Annotated in this window: 17 protein-coding genes; 9 read left to right on the top strand and 8 right to left on the bottom strand. The window is 55.0% G+C overall.

Features of this window, described 5'->3' with window-relative positions; all coding sequences use genetic code 11:
- Nucleotides 1-416 precede the first annotated feature (416 nt).
- The 6 genes from lipA to ACMXD4_RS17700 all read right to left on the bottom strand — a co-directional run bounded on the left by lipA (nucleotide 417) and on the right by ACMXD4_RS17700 (nucleotide 5,160).
- A complete protein-coding gene (lipA, locus tag ACMXD4_RS17725) occupies nucleotides 417-1,376 on the bottom strand; it encodes a lipoyl synthase (protein WP_415878945.1) in 960 nt (319 codons plus the stop codon).
- 79 nt (nucleotides 1,377-1,455) lie between these two features.
- On the bottom strand, nucleotides 1,456-2,076 hold the full coding sequence (gene lipB, locus ACMXD4_RS17720) for a lipoyl(octanoyl) transferase LipB (protein WP_415878944.1): 621 nt from the start codon (nucleotides 2,074-2,076) through the stop codon (nucleotides 1,456-1,458).
- Between the two features lie 9 nt (nucleotides 2,077-2,085).
- Nucleotides 2,086-2,352 carry a YbeD family protein gene (locus tag ACMXD4_RS17715; protein ID WP_415878943.1) on the bottom strand — a complete coding sequence of 89 codons (267 nt, stop codon included), beginning with the start codon at nucleotides 2,350-2,352 and terminating at the stop codon, nucleotides 2,086-2,088.
- Nucleotides 2,349-3,188: a D-amino acid aminotransferase gene (locus ACMXD4_RS17710; RefSeq protein WP_415878942.1), complete on the bottom strand. Its 840-nt coding sequence runs from the start codon at nucleotides 3,186-3,188 to the stop codon at nucleotides 2,349-2,351. Before ACMXD4_RS17710 ends, ACMXD4_RS17715 begins: the two co-directional genes overlap by 4 nt.
- Nucleotides 3,185-4,348: a D-alanyl-D-alanine carboxypeptidase family protein gene (locus tag ACMXD4_RS17705; RefSeq protein WP_171694487.1), complete on the bottom strand. Its 1,164-nt coding sequence runs from the start codon at nucleotides 4,346-4,348 to the stop codon at nucleotides 3,185-3,187. Before ACMXD4_RS17705 ends, ACMXD4_RS17710 begins: the two co-directional genes overlap by 4 nt.
- Nucleotides 4,349-4,491: 143 nt before the next feature.
- Entirely contained in the window at nucleotides 4,492-5,160 is a 669-nt protein-coding gene (locus tag ACMXD4_RS17700) for a helix-turn-helix transcriptional regulator (RefSeq protein WP_253734368.1), read from the bottom strand.
- A 159-nt stretch (nucleotides 5,161-5,319) separates the two neighbouring features.
- Between ACMXD4_RS17700 and ACMXD4_RS17695 the strand changes: the two genes are divergently transcribed.
- Together ACMXD4_RS17695 and ACMXD4_RS17690 are read left to right on the top strand one after the other, a co-directional pair.
- Nucleotides 5,320-5,700: a group I truncated hemoglobin gene (locus ACMXD4_RS17695; RefSeq protein WP_033155819.1), complete on the top strand. Its 381-nt coding sequence runs from the start codon at nucleotides 5,320-5,322 to the stop codon at nucleotides 5,698-5,700.
- A gap of 15 nt (nucleotides 5,701-5,715) precedes the next feature.
- Entirely contained in the window at nucleotides 5,716-6,702 is a 987-nt protein-coding gene (locus ACMXD4_RS17690) for a 2Fe-2S iron-sulfur cluster-binding protein (protein WP_415878941.1), read from the top strand.
- Here ACMXD4_RS17690 and ACMXD4_RS17685 read toward each other — a convergent pair.
- Entirely contained in the window at nucleotides 6,675-7,571 is an 897-nt protein-coding gene (locus tag ACMXD4_RS17685; RefSeq protein ID WP_415878940.1) for a LysR family transcriptional regulator, read from the bottom strand. The genes ACMXD4_RS17690 and ACMXD4_RS17685 overlap by 28 nt on opposite strands.
- A 127-nt stretch (nucleotides 7,572-7,698) precedes the next feature.
- On the opposite strand from ACMXD4_RS17685, the gene ACMXD4_RS17680 reads away from it, so the two are divergent.
- The 5 genes from ACMXD4_RS17680 to ACMXD4_RS17660 all read left to right on the top strand — a co-directional run bounded on the left by ACMXD4_RS17680 (nucleotide 7,699) and on the right by ACMXD4_RS17660 (nucleotide 13,677).
- On the top strand, nucleotides 7,699-8,556 hold the full coding sequence (locus tag ACMXD4_RS17680) for a hypothetical protein (protein WP_415878939.1): 858 nt from the start codon (nucleotides 7,699-7,701) through the stop codon (nucleotides 8,554-8,556).
- 24 nt (nucleotides 8,557-8,580) lie between these two features.
- Nucleotides 8,581-10,161 carry a DHA2 family efflux MFS transporter permease subunit gene (locus ACMXD4_RS17675; protein WP_319962679.1) on the top strand — a complete coding sequence of 527 codons (1,581 nt, stop codon included), beginning with the start codon at nucleotides 8,581-8,583 and terminating at the stop codon, nucleotides 10,159-10,161.
- Complete coding sequence (locus tag ACMXD4_RS17670) at nucleotides 10,161-11,606, top strand: efflux transporter outer membrane subunit (RefSeq protein WP_319962678.1); 1,446 nt, start codon at nucleotides 10,161-10,163, stop codon at nucleotides 11,604-11,606. The genes ACMXD4_RS17675 and ACMXD4_RS17670 overlap by 1 nt, the downstream gene beginning before the upstream one ends.
- Nucleotides 11,603-12,775, top strand: a complete 1,173-nt coding sequence (locus ACMXD4_RS17665; RefSeq protein WP_415878938.1) for an efflux RND transporter periplasmic adaptor subunit — start codon at nucleotides 11,603-11,605, stop codon at nucleotides 12,773-12,775. Before ACMXD4_RS17670 ends, ACMXD4_RS17665 begins: the two co-directional genes overlap by 4 nt.
- 167 nt (nucleotides 12,776-12,942) lie before the next feature.
- Entirely contained in the window at nucleotides 12,943-13,677 is a 735-nt protein-coding gene (locus tag ACMXD4_RS17660) for a DUF5765 domain-containing protein (protein ID WP_415878937.1), read from the top strand.
- A gap of 35 nt (nucleotides 13,678-13,712) precedes the next feature.
- On the opposite strand, the gene ACMXD4_RS17655 is transcribed toward ACMXD4_RS17660, so the two are convergent.
- Nucleotides 13,713-14,594 (bottom strand): PfkB family carbohydrate kinase, encoded by an 882-nt coding sequence (locus ACMXD4_RS17655; protein WP_415878936.1) that lies wholly within the window; start codon nucleotides 14,592-14,594, stop codon nucleotides 13,713-13,715.
- Nucleotides 14,595-14,809: 215 nt separating this feature from the next.
- Here ACMXD4_RS17655 and ACMXD4_RS17650 point away from each other — a divergent pair, with 215 nt between their 5' ends.
- Together ACMXD4_RS17650 and ACMXD4_RS17645 are read left to right on the top strand one after the other, a co-directional pair.
- Nucleotides 14,810-16,243, top strand: coding sequence for a circularly permuted type 2 ATP-grasp protein (locus ACMXD4_RS17650; RefSeq protein ID WP_415878935.1), 1,434 nt, complete (start codon nucleotides 14,810-14,812; stop codon nucleotides 16,241-16,243).
- Nucleotides 16,237-17,181, top strand: coding sequence for an alpha-E domain-containing protein (locus tag ACMXD4_RS17645; RefSeq protein ID WP_033155700.1), 945 nt, complete (start codon nucleotides 16,237-16,239; stop codon nucleotides 17,179-17,181). Before ACMXD4_RS17650 ends, ACMXD4_RS17645 begins: the two co-directional genes overlap by 7 nt.
- The last annotated feature ends 64 nt before the right edge of the window (nucleotides 17,182-17,245 follow it).

Raw genomic sequence — 17,245 nt, 5'->3', positions numbered from 1 at the left:
ACGAATCGCGTCGGTAGTTCAGCACAAACCAGCGTCCGGCAGCAACTGTTATTAATCCGGTCTTTAGTAATCGGCTGGGAAGAGTCCTATAAATAGTATTCTATTCACGCAAAAGCATTTAGGCTCTTAATATCCATGTGCTCGATGCCGGCTATTCAGCCACAAACCGATGACCTTAAATCAGCCGGCTTACGCGCTAGAGGAAATCAAGAACCGGCTCAGCCGATTTCACTGAGTACCGAAGTAAATATAATGTTCGACGTCGCCCCTTGCGGGTTGGCAATTGATACCACTCCGCGAATCAGTTACGGGCCGGATTTGCTTGCTTGCGTATTCTTTATCCATGCGCGATTGACGGCTATGATGCGACAAAGCTCAAACGCTATCGGGATGTTTGTATAGCTTGGGATGTGTTGCTATTTGCCAACACCCGCTGCCTGCAAATCGGCGTGATAGGAAGACCGTACCAAGGGCGCGCTGGCGACCTGTTTGAATCCCAATTCCCGGGCGACCTCGGCATAGCGCTGAAATTGGTCGGGATGAATGTATTCCTGTACCGCCAAATGGTCCTTGCTGGGTTGCAAATACTGGCCCAAAGTCAGCATGCTGACGCCGTGGGCCAGCAAGTCTTTCATCACGTCTATCACTTCCGCTTCTGTCTCGCCTATGCCTAGCATCAAGCCGGATTTGGTCGGTACATCAGGCAAGCGTTGACCGTGCTGTTGCAACAGACTTAACGAGACGTGGTAATCGGCGCCGGGGCGGGCTTGCAGATACAGGCGCGGCACCGTTTCCAGATTGTGGTTGAACACATCGCAGGGCTGTTGTTGCAGAATGTCCAGTGCTGTATCCATCCTGCCGCGAAAATCCGGTACCAATACTTCGATGGTGGTATTGGGCGACTGGCTGCGCACTGCCGCGATACAAGCGGCAAAATGGCTGGCGCCACCGTCGCGTAAGTCGTCCCGGTTCACGGAAGTGATCACCACGTATTTCAGGGTCATTGCGGCGATGGTCGCGGCCAGATTGGCCGGTTCTTCCGCGTCCAAAGGTTGCGGCTTGCCGTGGGCAACGTCGCAGAATGGGCAGCGGCGGGTGCACAAATCGCCCATGATCATGAATGTGGCGGTGCCGTGGCTGAAGCATTCGCTCAAGTTGGGGCAGGCGGCTTCTTCGCAGACCGTGTGCAGGCGGTTTTCGCGCAGGGATTGCTTGATGCGGTTGACTTGATCGCCGGTTGGCAGTTTGATTCTTATCCAGTCCGGCTTGCGCAAGATTTGCTCGGGCTTTTCCACCTTAACCGGGATTCGCGACAGCTTGTCGGCGTTGCGTTGATGGGTTTCTGGCGTGGAGCGGGAAGGGGCGTTGAGTGTCATTTTGCCACCGGGCACTGGGGTTGGTTTTTGAATCCCCGCAAGCTTGGCGTTTTAGGGCTGCTTGTCGAGTTTGCTTGTTTCAGATTTCTATTGCTTGCAGCAACTGATGCACAACCGGCACCGCGAGTTCCTGAGTACTTATCTTAACGCCTAAATCGGCCAGTTGCGTGACTTGCAAGCCAGCATAGCCGCAGGGATTGATGTCTGCAAACGGCGTTAAATCCATATCGTTATTGATGCTTAGGCCATGGTAACAGCAACCGCGCTTGATACGCAGGCCTAGCGAAGCAATTTTTTGCTGATTGACATAGACGCCCGGCGCCTTGGGCTCGGCTTGGGCGGCGATGCCGTATTGCCGCAAGCTGTTTATCACCGCGTTTTCCAGGACAGTCACCATTTGCCTGGGGCCTTTGTTTAAACGGCGCAAATCGGCCAATAGGTAAATCACCAACTGGCCGGGACCGTGATAGGTCACTTGGCCGCCGCGGTCGCTTTCGACAATTTCGATGTTGTTGGCTTTAAGAAAATGTTCGCGCTTGCCGTTTAAACCCAGCGTATAAACCGGCGGATGCTCGACGATCCAGATTTGATCAGCAGTGTTGTCATCGCGTTCGGTAGTGAATTTCTGCATGGCCTGCCAGACGCCGAGATAGTCTTGCGTCCCCAGATCGCGGAGGACGGTGGTCGCCTTACTGGGCATCAGTCCGGCTTACAGCGCCATCAATACATCTGGGCAGGCCGTCAAGCCCAGGTAGATGGCGTCCAGCTGTTCGCGGCTATGGGCTTCGATCATGACCGTTACCGCCAGATAATTGCCGCCTTTGCTGGGCCGGGTGGTGACCGCGCCTTCCAGGATGTCCGGGACATGGCGGCGGACGATTTCCACGACGATTGCGTCGAAATTGTCGCTATGTTTGCCCATCACCTTGATAGGGAATTGGCAGGGAAATTCCAGTAAGCTTTCAGTTTCGCTCATGACAGTGATTTTTTGTAGGCTTGCAGTAAGTCGTCCATGCGTTGCCAGGCGGGGCCGGGTTTGCCGTCACCGACTTGCTGGCCGTCCAGTTCGACGACCGGCACGATCTCGCGAGTGGAACTGGTGACCCATATTTCGCTGGCGTTGTGCAGCGCTTCCAGCGCGATGATGTCTTCTTGATAGGGGATGTTATGCGCGGCCGCCAGTTCCAGAATGACGTCGCGGGTAATGCCGGGCAGGATTTCATGGCTTTTCGGCGGCGTGATCAATTCTCCGTCCAGCACCGCAAACAGATTACTGGCCGCGCCTTCCACGACATAACCGTTGCGCACCAGTATCGCTTCGGCGCTGCCTTGATCCAGGGCTTCCTGCCTAAGCAGAATGTTGCCCAGCAAAGTGATGGCTTTGATGTTGCAGAGCTGCCAACGGGTGTCGTCCAGCGTAATTGCCTTGATGCCGTCGATCAGGCCGGCGAACGGCTTGATGTCGGAACACATCGCAAATATCGTCGGTACGATTTGTTCGGGGAAACCGTGATCGCGTTTCGGTGCATAGCCGCGGGTGACTTGCAGGTAAATGTATTGATCCCGGTCATCCGCCAGCAGCGGCCGGAAAATCGCTTCCCAGTCCGCGACGCTTTGCGGCAACGGCAAGCGGATGCCGTTTAGGCTGTTGTTGAGCCGGGCAATATGATCTTCCAGTCTGAACAGCCGGCCGTTATAAGCCGGAATCACTTCGTAGACGCCATCGCCGAATAAAAAGCCGCGATCCAGCACCGACACTTTAGCGTCGGCTAATGGCAGATAAGTGCCGTTCAGATAGACTTGCTCGGTCATTCTTTTTCCAGTAAACCAATGGCTGCGTCGTACAGACGGCGGAAAATGCCGCCCTCGGCGACAGCATCCAAGGCTACCAGCGGTTTGCTGAGTATGGATTCGCCAGCCAACGAAATGTTCAGGTTGCCGACCGTGTCGCCCTTGTTCAACGGCGCGAATACGCCTTTGTCGATCTGCGTTTCGGCTTTCAGTTCGTTAAAGTGTTTGCGCGGAGCGGTGACATACAGGTCTTCCGGTAAACCGACCGCGACTTTGGAGGTCACGCCTTTTCTGACCCGCGCTTCGCCCAAAGGCTTATTGCCTTCGTACAGACGGTGGGTTTCGAAGAAGCGGAAACCGTAATTCAGCAGCGATTGGCTCTCGTTGGAACGCGCGCCGGCGCTGGCTGTACCCATTACCACCGAAATCAAACGCATATCTTCGCGTTTGGCGGAAGCCACCATGCAATAGCCGGCATCGTCGGTAAAACCGGTTTTCAAACCGTCAACGGAAGGGTCGCGCCACAGCAGCAGGTTGCGGTTTTGTTGGGTGATGCCGTTGTAGGTAAATTCTTTTTGCTTGTCCCAGCGATAATATTCCGGAAACTCTTTGATCACCGCGCGGGCTAAGGTCGCCAGGTCATGTGCCGAGCTGTAATGGTTGGGGCTGGGCAGGCCGGTGGCGTTTTCGAAATTGCTGTTGGCCATGCCCAAGCGGCTGGCTTGTTCGTTCATCATCGTCGCGAAGGTTTGTTCGCTACCGGCGACGTGTTCAGCCAAGGCTACGCTGGCATCGTTGCCCGATTGAATGATCATGCCTTGCAACAAGTCTTCGACTGCCACTTGTTTGTTTACCTCAACGAACATTTTTGAGCCGCCGGTTTCCCAGGCGTTCTGGCTGATCGTGACTTTTTCGTCCAGCGTCAAATGCCCGGCTTTCAGCTCGCGGAACACCACGTAGGCGGTCATGATTTTGGTCAAGCTGGCGGGCGATACGCGCTTATCGGCGTCTTTTTCGGCCAATACCCGGCCGCTGTCGAAGTCCATCAAAAAGTAACTGGAGGCCGCGACGCTGGGAGCGGCGGGGGTGAAAATCGGGCTGGCGGCTTGCAGCGAGAAGGCGGTTAACAATAACAGCAGCCCGCTAAACAGGCTGGTTGTCGTGCGGAAAGGTTGGCTCATGGTCGCGATTCAAAATAGTCATTCTGGAAAACAACATTGTAACACCGAGAGCCGCCGCGTAGAAAAACCCGCGTATTGTGCTAAGGCGCTTTAGTCCAAAGCCGGAAATTTTGGCAACTGTTTGGAATAGTTGGGAAGTTCGCCTAAGCGCTGGTATGGCAGATTTTGAATTTGCAGGCGCAATCCTGCAAGGCCATGCAAGCGGTTTGCTCGACGGGTTTGTCTAAAAGGGTGGACATCAGCGCGCGATCAAATTCGCATAGTTCCGGGTGCTGCTGCGCTAAATCGTGATAAACACAGTTAACGGCTTTAATGGTCGGCTGTGTTTGTTCGGCGTCCATTTCGGCGTGATAACCCAGCGATTGCATCAATTCCAGCAGCGCGCTTTGTTTCTGTGCCGGGTCCTTGCCGCTGAATTGCGGGGCCAGCGACTGTGCCAGATTGACGCCCATGCGCCACAGCATTTGCCTTAAAGCGGCTTCGCCCAGTTCGGTTTTTAGCTCGCCCAGCAACAAGTTGCAAAACCAAGGATATTGCTTGGGCAGGCGGTTGCGGCCTTGTTCGGTCAGCGTGTAATTGCGCGAAGGCCGGCCGCCGGTGTTGTTCAGCGCCGCTTCCTGAATCAACTGATCTTTTTCCAGGCCGGTGAGATGTTGTTTGACGGCGTTTCTGGAAATCTCCAACTGGGCGGCCAGCTCGTCGATACTCATGCCGGAGGTGCTGGACAGCAATAATTTTAAGATTTGCTCTTGGCGCGAGCCGGTAAGTTTGACCATGGCGTGTGGGGTGGTCGGAAATAAGTGATGCGGCATTCTACGCCGGATCAGCTATCACGCAAAGCGCTGTAAGTCTATTTTTGACATATAAATTACTTTTATAATAAAAATATTGCAAAAGTAATTTTATTCGCTTACTCTGTGCCTGGCTTTAAACAGCCGCATTTTTTTATTTGCAACGAAAGGCAGACCAACATGAGCGAAACCAAGGCAACTCTTTACGAACAATTGGGTGGCGAAGCGGCCGTTAACGCGGCTGTCGATATTTTTTATCGCAAAGTCTTGAGCGATCACCGCATCAACCGCTTTTTCGATAACACCGATATGGACAAACAGGCAGCCAAACAAAAATCCTTTTTGACCATGGCCTTCGGCGGTCCGAACAACTATTCCGGCGCCGATATGCGTCAAGCGCATGCGCATCTGGTTAAAAAACTGGGTTTGGATGATTCACATTTTGATGCGGTGGTCGAGAATCTGGCGGCTACCTTGCAAGAGCTGAACGTGCCGCAAGAGCTGATCAATCAAGTCGCGGCGATTGCCGAAAGCACCCGTAACGACGTGTTGGACCGCTAGGCGCCGGAGTAGGGGATGAGCTTGCATAAACTCAGCGTGAACGACCGCGAAATTGTTTGCGGGTCTGGCGAAACCGTGCTGGACGCCTGTCTGCGCGAAAACATCGACATCCCCTACGGTTGTCGGCAGGGCGCTTGTCAAAGCTGTATGGTGCGCAGCTTGCAGGGCCCGCCGCCGCTGGCGGCGCAAGACGGTTTAAAAGACGTATTGCGGCATCAGAACCATTTCCTGGCCTGCCTGTGTTATCCGCAGCAGGATATGTCTATCAGCATTAGTTCGCCCGCCGATTTTTTTACCGAAGCGACGGTGATCGAAAAAAGTTTGTTGAATGCGGAAACGCTGCAACTCACTTTGCGGTGCCGGGAAACCATGGATTATTACGCCGGCCAGTTCGTGAATCTGAAACGCGCCGACGGATTGACCCGTAGTTATTCGATTGCCAACAATCGCTTGCATGCCAACAAATTAAGTTTTCATATCCGCCGCTTGGCCGGCGGCCGCTTCAGCGAATGGGCGCACCGGGAACTTCAGGTAGGCGACAAACTCGAGGTATCCGATCCGCAGGGGCTGTGTTATTACCTGCCGACTACCCCGGAAAAAAATCTGTTGCTGATTGGCACCGGCAGTGGTTTGGCGCCATTGGCCGGGATTGTCAGCGAAGCTTTGCACCACGGCCACAGTGGCGATATTCATCTATTCCATGGCAGCCGCGAGATGGATGGTTTGTATTGGATCGAGGAAATGCAGGCGCTTGCCGACCAATACTCAAATTTCCATTACACCGCCTGTATCTCACGCGGCGATGCGCCTGATGGCGTGGCCAGGGGCCGGGCCAACGACGTGGCGATGGCGAGTTTGCCCAGTCTGAAAGGCTGGCGCCTGTATTTATGCGGCCATCCGGACATGGTGCATCAAACCAAGCGCCAGGCGTTTTTACATGGCGCGGCTTTGCAGGACATCCATGCCGATGCATTTCATGTGGCGTCGGCCACCTTGGATTGAGCGGGCAGCGCATAAACCTTTTGCCGCTCCAGAGCCGCCAAGGTGCGGATCTGCGCCAGCACCTGCTGTAAAACCGCCGAATCGTTATCGCGCTGCGACACCATGTAGGCCGGTAATTTGAATTGCGGGCTGCCGGCGACCGGAAACAGTTTGCCGGCTTGTAGCAACGGTTCGGCCAGGCGCACCGGCAGGAAACTGGAGCCGCGGCCTTGCGCCAGAATCAGCTGTACCGCCATCCAGCCGATATTGACCACCTGCGCCGGCCGTTCCAGGTTGGGGTAGCTATTACTGTGCTGAGCATAAAATCCGGGCGCCCAATCGACATAAATGTAATCGTCGTTCGGCCAGGGCTGGCTGGGATCGGTGGTCAGCAGCACCAGGGTTTCATCGAACAAAGGTTCTATTTGCAGGCCGGGGCTGTGTTGGGGGGTGTACATCAAGCCTATGTCCAGCGCGCCCGCTACCAGGCTGCGCATCAAGTCTTCCTCAAAGCCGATGTCGCTACGGATGGAAATATCGGGCATGGCCTGTCGTATCTCGCTGATCCATTCCGGCAACAAGGTTTCGCACAAGGCAATCCGTGCGCCGATGCTGACACTGCCGCGAAACCGGCTGGGCAAACCAATATCGTGCCGGGCTTGTTCCAGGGTTAATAGCAAGGATTTGGCGTGCGGTAAAAAACGCCGGCCCGGCAAAGTCAGGCTGGCGCCGGAGCGATTGCGGACAAACAGCGTCACGCCCAAATAAGCTTCCAGGCGCTGGATACGGGTGCTAACGGTCGATTGCGTTACATACAAACGATTGGCCGCTTCCAGGAAACTGCCGTTGGCCGCAACGCTTAAAAAGGTTCTGATTTGGTCGATGTCCATCAGTTTAATATTGCATTTATCGATATTAAAGTCCAATAAATATCGCTTGTCTTATATCAACGTGGTTTTTATAGTACCTCCTGAGTAATGTATCGATTCGATGGCATTGTTGGGTGCGGAGGAAATCATGAAAACTTCAATATGTTTATTCACCAGGCTTTGGGGTAACCACAAAAACATGCTGCTGGGATTGGCTTTGCCGTGTTTGCTGGCGGCATGCACGGCACCCAGCATTAAGCCCGCCGCGTCGCAGATCGACCGATTGCACAGTTTTTTGATTGTGCCGGTGCAAGCGCCGCCGCTGGAAGTGATACCGGATTTGATCGAGCGGCGCGATCCGGCTTATCGACATTTCGAAAACATGGCCATGGGTTATGCGCTGCCCATTGAACTTTATCAAATCCCTGGCGGTATCGAAATTGCGGGCATGGTTAGCGACAGCCAAACGGCCGATGTGGACGCGATGACCAAGGCGGCGCCAAGCGCTGCCGGCGGCCCTGCAAATACCGATTTGGGTTGGACGCCCGCCAAGGCGGCGGCGCAGAAGCTGCCTGGTCTACTGGCGGCGGAAAATCGCAAAGGGGAATTGAGCCGCGAGTATTATCAATTACCGGCGGCGGGTGATGCCAGTTTGCAACATTGGCATCAGGCCATTCAAGCCTGGTACGGCCAGAACACCACGTCAATTGATTATGCGACGATGGGCCGCTACGACGCGGTGATAGAGGTTGGGATCGGCAGGTATCGGATTTTTGAAGGGCAAACGTCTTTGCAGCTAATGATCAAACTCATTGATCCCGTATCGCGCCATGTCATCGCTCGGACACTATCGGAAAGTTTCAGGGTTGACGATCAGGCGTTCGCCTCTCTGGACAATGGCGGCGATGCTTTTAAACAATTGATCAGCGATATGGCGGTGCCGCTGTTGCGGCAAAGTTTGGGTGACATTGGTCTGCGCCTACCCCCTCAAGCCGACGAATCTTAGTGTGTTGACCGGGCCGATAAGCGGATGAGCCTCGTCTATCAAAAGCGTCTGCGCGGCTGGCGTTTTAAGCTGTTTAACCTATGTCTGGGATTTGGGCATGCGTTGGTGATCTTTAATGCCGGCGCGTACATCGCCATGCTGCCCAGAGTGGCCGGCGGCTTAGGCGTCCCGCCCAGCTTTGCGACCTGGACCCAAACTGATTACATGATAGCGCTGGCGCTGGCGTTTCCGGTGGGCGGCTGGTTGGCGCGGCGCTTCGGCGAATACCGGCCCTTCGTTCCGGCTTTCCTGGCTTTTGCCTTGGCCTCTTTCCTCTGCGCTTATTGCACTGGTTTTTATAGCTATCTGGCCGGGCGTATTTTGCTGGGATTTGCCGGCGGCTTGACGCTGCCCTTGGGTCAGGCCTTGTTGCTGAAGGAATATCCTGATAGACGCAAATCGCTGGGCATCGGTATCTGGAGCCTATTCACGTTGACGCCGTTCACCTTTGGCCCGCCCTTGGGTGGTTGGATAGCCGATAACTTGGGTTGGCGCTGGCTGTTTTGGCTCAACATCCCGGCGGCATTGGCGATTGCCGGCATCGTCGGCGCGTTGTTGTATCGGCGGGGCCACACACGATCCTGGCAGCGCTTTGATAGCGTGGGTTTTATCTTATCGGTGATGCTGGTGTTTGGCTTACAGACTTTGTTGAATCAAGGCAACGATTGGGACTGGACCGATTCGGCCTACATTAGAAGCTTGATCGCATTGATAGCCGCCACGCTGATTTATTGGGTGGTCTGGGAATTGCGCGTGCGCCGGCCATTTCTGGATATTCGCCTGTTTGCCCACCGCAATTTCGCCATCGGCGTATTCATTTTATTCACCGGTTTTCTGTATTTTCAAGGCTTGCTGTCTTTGCTCATCGTGCAGTTACAACTGGCGTTCGGCTATTCGTCGTGGGAAGCCGGTTTGGTATTTCTGCCGATGGCTATCTGCGCCAAACCGATGGCCAGCGTTTTGCACGAGATCGTCAAACGCTGCGATGCCCGGCTGTTGGCAAGTGCTAATTTGCTGGGATTTGCCGCTACCTATTTCTGGTTAAGTCGCTTCGACGATCCGGACTCGTTTGCCCAATTGTTCTGGCCGAAATTGCTGGAAGGCGCCTGCCTGGGCAGCTTTTTTGTGCCGATGACTGCGTTGCTGCTGCACGGCCTGCCAGCCGAGCGGCAATGGCGGGCGCTGGAATTGGCTAATCTGTTGCGGATAGCGGCCGGGGCAATCGGCATTGCGGTGCAAGGCATCGTGCTGTATCGGCGGGCGCCGCAGCATTTGACCCGCTTTGCCGAAAATCACGGCGCGTTCGAATTGGCCGATCATTCCGCCTTGTCAACGCTAAATTTCCTAGGATTTACCGAGCCGGCGGCGTTGACCAAATATGCCAAGCTGGCCGGACGTGATGCGGTGTTACACGCTATGAACGATGCGTTCTGGATGGCCGGTTGCGTGTTTGTCGGTATGGCGGCGCTAGTTTGGTTGGCGCACCCAACTCGCACCCCGGTTAAAGTCAGTGACGAGCAGGAACTGCGCCGGGAAACTCAGGAACTGCTGGCGGAGGAGGCCTGATGTCCGCTCGTCAGCTAATTGCATTAGGGTTGATGTTGGGTATTTCGTCAAGTTGCGCCCGGTTTGGTGGAGAAGAAACTACGCGCGCCAGTCTGTTACCCATGCCCGACATGACCAATACCGTCGCTGCCGTACGCGGCAATTTCGCAAGCAGCGATGCCTGGCCGGCGCCGGATTGGTGGACCGGCTTTGCCAGCCCGGAGTTGCAGCGTTTGATAAGCGCGGCGCTGGCCGATAATCCGGATTTGAAGGCCACCGCCGCCCGGTTGCGGCAGTCTCAGGCGATGGTCGATGCGCAGGCCGCCGAGCTTTATCCGACGGTTGATGCCAACGTCAGCTTCTCGGCGCAACGTTTCTCGGCGAACAGCGTGCAAGCCAAACTGGCCGGCGAAAACTTTCGGCAGATGTTGATTAACCCCTTGATCTTGCGTTACCACCTGGATTTTTGGGGGCGCGATGCAGCGGCTCTGCAAGGCGCGGTTGGCCGCTCGCTGGCGGCCGAGGCGGAATTGGCCGATGCGCGGCTGCTATTGTCGTCTGCCGTGGCTAGGGGGTATTTCGAATTGTTGGCTGCCGCCGCAAAACAAGGCATCGCCGAGAACATCGTCGCCGAGCGGCAGGCCTTGTTGAGATTCGAACAAACGCGGCTGGCGACTGGTCTGGTTGCCGACGCACCGCTGTTGCAGGCCAGAATAGCCCTTGCTAACGCCGAACAAGGTTTGGCTGCGGCGCGGGCCGACGTGGCGATAAATAAAAATCTGTTGGCGGCGCTGGCCGGGAAGGGGCCTGATTGGGGAGCGGGCATCGTTATCGAATCCGATCGGCTTGAGCAAGCCTTAACCCTGCCGGTGGATTTGCCTTTACATTTGTTGGCGCATCGCCCGGATATTAGCGCGGCGCGGCTGCATGCCGAGGCGGCTGCCGAGGAAATCAAGGTGGCCGAGACCGCGTTTTATCCGGACGTCAATCTGGTGGCCTTCACCGGCTTGCATAGCGTCAGTTTGAGCGACGTGTTGTTGCAAGGTTCCAGTCTGGCTTACGCGGTGGGGCCGTCCATCGAGTTTCCGATTTTCGAAGGCGGCCGCCTGCGTGCCAATCTGGCGTATCAAGAATCCGCTTACGACGCCGCTGTCGAGCGCTATAACCGCAGTCTGGTGCATGCGGTGCAGGAAGTGGCCGACGCGCTGAGCCGTTGGCGTGAGCTGGATGAGCGCTTGGCGGCAAAGCGGCAAAGCTTGGCGGACGCATTAGCCGCTGACAAGCTGGCCGATAGTTTGCGCCGTCATGGCTTGTCTGATCGTGCCGCGCCGAGTCTGGCCAAATTGGAGGTCTACCAGCAACAGTTTCGCTTGGCGGCTCTGGTGGGCGAGCGACATAAAGCCGAGATCAACATCATTAAGGCGCTGGGCGGCGGCTACAGCGACACTAAACCCGCAAAGCCATGACCGCAAACGTGCCCAAAAAAATTCGTCCTCGGGAAATTCTGCGCCAACGCCGGCGTCGCTTGCAAGGCGTCACCTTGGCTTTGCTGCTGGCCGGTTTGGCTTATTTGGCGTATTGGTGGCTGGAGCATCGCGACTGGGTGGCCACTGACGACGCCTTCGTGGCAGGGCATTTAATTACGCTGAAAACGCAGACTGACGGTACCGTGGTCGAAGTACTGGCGGAAAACACGCAGTGCGTGCAAAAAGGCCAGGTCTTGGTGCGGCTGGATGGTGTGCATGCCGGCATCGCCTTGCAGCAGACGCAAGCCGAATTGGCGGAAGCGGTGCGGAATATCGTTAGTTTGCAGGCCAAAGCCGAGACGCTGAAGCAGCGGGCCTTGGTGAAACAAGCTTTACTGGCACAGGTCAATCACGATCTGGCGCGCTTCAACGCGGCGGCCAGGGATGGCGCGGTTTCCGATCAACAGCTACAAAATGCCCAAGATAAAAGCCACGAACTGGAGGCGGCGATTAAAGAAATTCGCGCCGAACAAAGCGGCATTGAGGCGCAATTGCTGGATTCGGGGATAGATAATCATCCGGCCGTGGAAAAAGCTAAGAGCCGCTTGCGCCAGGCGTTTCTGGATTACCAGCGCCGGAATCTGGTGGCGCCGGTGTCCGGTTGCGTTGCCAAGCGCAAGGTGCAAGTCGGCGATATGCTGAAAGCCGGTGCACCGCTATTGGCTATCGTGCCGCTCGACGATCTATGGATAGAAGCCAACTTTCTGGAAAGTCAGATCGCCGGGGTCAGGCCGGGGCAGGCGGCGGAAATTCGCGTGGCGGCGTATGGTGACGACCGGGTTTATCACGGCCGGGTGCAAGGCATCAACCCAGGTACCGGCAGTATCTTTGCTGTGTTGCCGACCGATAATGCTACCGGTAATTTCATTCATATCGCCGAGCGTTTGCAGGTGCGCATCGCGCTGGATGCCGGGGAACTCAAGGCCAATCCCTTGCAGCCTGGCTTGTCTACATTAACCCGTATTAACATAGAAAAAGCCGACGGTTTGGTATCGGCATCCGCGGTTACGCTGAATGGCGAGGCTTATCGCACCGATGTTTATGATCGAGAGTTGGAAGGTGCCGAACAGTTGATAGAACAGATTGAGTCGGCCAATCGGCCGCACTAGTTCGGCGGCATTCAGGCGGCTAGCGATTAATTTCCACAAAATTGCTGCAATAATGCGCGGCTACGTGTATCTTTGCCTTCCGGCAAAAATGGCCGGCACTCATAAATCAAACCGGCGACTGCGATAAGGTACGCGCCGCTTCTAAAAATTTAAATGACGGATTAACCATGTGTTTTAGCGCCAATATGTCTTTGGGCCTGGGAGTGGCGGGGCTCGTTGCCTCCACGGTAACTTTCCTGGATAAGGACGAAACCTTTTGGGTGAAACTGGCGAGGGCTTACGCCATTTTTCACTTCTCGTTGATGGAGTTTATTCAGTATTTTGCTTATCCGGTGGCCGATCAGTGCGGCTATGGCACCAACTTATTCCTGAGTGAGCTATCGTCGGTACATATCAGTCTGCAAGCCTTTGCGATCATGCCGGCTTTGGCGACGTATTCGTCGGACCCTAAGGCTTTGAAAAAAGCCTTTATTGTCGGTAGTTCTTTGAGTGGTTTGTTTTTGATTTTGACCCGCTTGCCGAACGACTGGCAGCTGTTTGACATAGATCCTAACTTCATCGGCCGGATGAACTCCTGCCTGTTCATGGGCATTTACCATATCGGTTATGCGATCTCCAGCGCCTTTGGTTTGCTGGTGACCCATGGGTCACTGTTTGCGTTGGCGTTCAGCGCGTTTGTCTGGAAAAACAATTGGCGAATCGGCATCTACCATTGTTTTGGCGCGTTGATGACCTTGTTCATGCCGCAATGGCTGTTTGGCGTCAGTACCGGCGAGGCGGCAGCCATGTATTGTTTTTATTCGATCCCGATCACCGCTAGCTTTATGCCGATATTTAAAAAGTTTTTCTCCGCCCAGTCTGACGATTGGTCAGACGGTGTGCCCGCCAGACAACAGTCTTGATTAGTGCCGCAGAGGCACAAGACATTACGCCTCTGCTATTGCCAGGCTTCAATAAACCCCTGATAAAACGCTGGGTCGGCGACGGTAGCGCCGCGCTGACCTACCAACGCCGACGCAAACTCCTGCGCCCGTTTTAGCATCACGGGCATAGGCCAGTTTTCGGCAATCCCCAATAACAAAACTGCTGCAAACGCATCGCCGGCACCGACCGTATCGACTATTTCAATATGGCTTTCGGGGGCGATACTGAACAATTCCCCCGATGAATTCAGCGCCAGCGCACCTTGGCTGCCGCGCGTAAGCACCACGCCTTGTAAATGATACGTCTGCTGCAATAGGCGCATCTTGGTGTCTATGCTCTGCTGGTCAGGCAGCAATAATTCCAATTCTTCATCGTTCAGTTTTAACCAATCCGCGCCGGCTATCCATCCCAAGACCTCATCCGCTTGCCACCAGGGCGCGCGCAGATTGACATCCAGAAACACCAGGCCACTCCAGTTCTGTTGAATATCAAGCAATGTTTGTCTGGAAACCGGGTTTCGTAAAGCCAGACTGCCATGATAGAGCAAGCCCTGTTTGTGGGCATGATGGAACGCCTTTGCTTCAATGTAGTCGTAAGCTTGCTGGTCCAGAATCCGGTAGCTGGGTTGCCCGTCTGTTATGCTGACCGCTACGCTGCCGGTTGGATGCGTAGCGTCGATCTGCATGGCAGATCGCGTCATACCGGTACTTTGCATGGCCGCGAGGATCTCGCGGCCGGCGTCATCTTCACCTATACGGCTGACAAACAGGGCTGGCCTGCCCAAAGCTTGCAAATGCCAGGCGACATTAAACGGTGCGCCACCGAGGATTCGGCTGCCGTCCGGAAAATTGTCGAATAGTACTTCACCGAATATCGTGAAAAAAGCTGTTTGCATCTGTCTGGCCTCGCCGCAATTGCTGGTTTAGAGCGATCACAATAATCAACGCCTGCGGAAATGACAATGGCGTGTGAACGGCTATGGTCGTTTTCAGGGCGCTTACCGATGTGTGCTGCACTGATGTGGTGCGTAAAGCGGTTTGGGTGATGTGGTGGCGATTTAACTTTTTGATAAATAGACATTAATAAGATTGGCATGTGGATTGCTGAAAGATGGTCATGAATATAAATACTTTTTTCGATGAAATGCGTACCTCAACCGGTAGCGTCCGGCGCCTGTATCAACCCTTCGCGGAGTGGTTGAGCAGTACCGATCACGCCCAGTTGATGCAAAAGTCCCGCGAAGCGGAAATGCTGTTTCGGCGGGTGGGCATTACTTTTAATGTCTACGGCGACGAGGCCGGTGCCGAGCGCTTAATTCCGTTTGATGTGGTGCCGCGGATTCTGGCCGCGACGGAATGGCGGGTGTTGTCGGCTGGCGTGATTCAGCGGGTCACCGCGCTGAATGCATTTTTGAACGATCTGTATCACGATCAGGAAATCATCAAAGCCGGTATCGTCCCCGCCAGCATTCTGGAAAACGAGATGTATCGGCCGGAAATGCAGGGCGTGGATGTGCCGGGCGGGATTTATGCGCATATCGCCGGCGTCGACATCGTACGTACTGCCGAGAACGAATTTTATGTGCTGGAAGACAATCTGCGCACACCGTCCGGGGTTTCCTACATGCTGGAAGACCGCAAGATGATGATGCGTCTGTTTCCGGAACTGTTCCGCCGTTATGCGGTAGCGCCGGTCGAACATTATCCGCAGGTGTTGCTGAACAATTTGCGGGCCGTGGCGCAGCCGGGTGTTTACGATCCGACTGTGGTGTTGTTGACTCCTGGCGCCTATAACAGTGCGTATTTCGAACATGCGTTTCTGGCGCAGCAAATGGGTATAGAACTGGTAGAGGGCCAGGACTTGTTTTGCAAGGACAACGGAGTGTTCATGCGCACCACGGAAGGCCCAAAGCGCATTGACGTGATTTATCGGCGCATTGACGACGATTTTCTCGATCCGCTGGCGTTTCGCGAAGATTCGATGCTCGGTGTGCCGGGTTTGGTCTCCGTGTATCGCAACGGCGGCGTCACGCTGGCTAACGCGATTGGCACGGGAGTGGCAGACGACAAAGCCACCTATACCTATGTACCCGAGATGGTGCGTTTTTATCTGGGTGAGGAGCCTATTCTGTCCAATGTGCCCACGTACAAGCTGGAAAATCCCGACGATTTGAAATATGTGTTAGAGCATCTGGAGGAACTGGTGGTCAAGGAAGTGCAGGGTTCCGGCGGTTATGGCATGTTGGTGGGGCCGACCTCGTCCAAACAGCATATAGAGGATTTTCGGGCGCGGATTTTGGCCGAACCCGACAATTACATCGCCCAGCCTACCTTGGCATTGTCGACTTGTCCGACCTTAGTTGAACAAGGCGTGGCCCCAAGGCACGTCGATTTAAGGCCGTTTGTACTGTCCGGCAAAACCACCACGCTGGTGCCGGGAGGCTTATGCCGAGTAGCGATGCGGGAAGGTTCACTGGTGGTGAACTCCTCGCAGGGCGGCGGCACTAAGGACACTTGGGTATTGCACGGAGACTCAACATGCTAAGCCGCACCGCCGACCATCTTTACTGGATGGCCCGTTACATCGAGCGCGCCGAGAATATGGCGCGGGTGCTGGACGTCACTTATCGGATGTCACTGGTCGCCAATAGCGCCTACGACGAAGCCGCACGCTGGAAACCCCCGGTGCAGATTGCCGATGATATCGAGGCTTTCGAGAAAAACTACTCCGGCTACACTGCGGTCAATGTGATTCAGTTCATGGCTTTGGATGAGCGTAACCCGTCCAGCATCGTCAGTGCTCTTAACTCGGCGCGCGAAAACGCGCGTGCCGTCCGAGTGGCGATGTCTTCGGAAATGTGGGAGACCGTCAATGCCTTATGGTTGGAACTTAGGCAACGGATTCGACAAGGTTTACGAGAAGCTGAGATCAGCGAATTTTGCGATTGGGTGAAATCGCGTTCGCACCTGTTTCGCGGCGTTACCTTCGGCACCATGTTGCGCGATGACAGTTACAAGTTTGTGCGTTTGGGCAGCTTTGTCGAAAGGGCCGACAATACCGCTCGACTCTTGGATGCCAAGTATCAATTGCTGTTGCCGGCCGTGGAAGCTCCCGAGGGCCAGGTCGATTATTACGAATGGAGTTCCTTGCTGCGTTCGGTATCGGCATTCGAGGCCTATCAAAAAGTATTTCGAGATACCATCGAGCCTTGGAAAGTGGCCGAGTTACTGGTTTTACGCGACGACATGCCGCGCTCCTTGCATGCCTGTTACGACGAATTGGCGCCTATCCTGGAGCAACTGTGTCGGCAGCGGGGCCGGGAGTGTCTGCGCTTGGCCGGCGAAAATCATGCGCGGCTGCATTATGGGCGGATGGCCGACATTTTTAAGACGGGCTTGCATCAGTTTTTGCAGGATTTCATTTTGCGCAACAACGCGCTCGGCGTTGAAATTCAGCGGGCCTTTCTTAATGGGCCGGAATAAGTCCTTGTGTAAACAGTGTATTGCTGCACCAACTGTTTAAGCAAAATTTTGGCGATTCAGCCTG

Source organism: Methylomonas sp. TEB, from assembly GCF_047777895.1.
Taxonomy (GTDB): domain Bacteria; phylum Pseudomonadota; class Gammaproteobacteria; order Methylococcales; family Methylomonadaceae; genus Methylomonas.
This window is presented reverse-complemented; position numbering and strand designations above follow the sequence as displayed.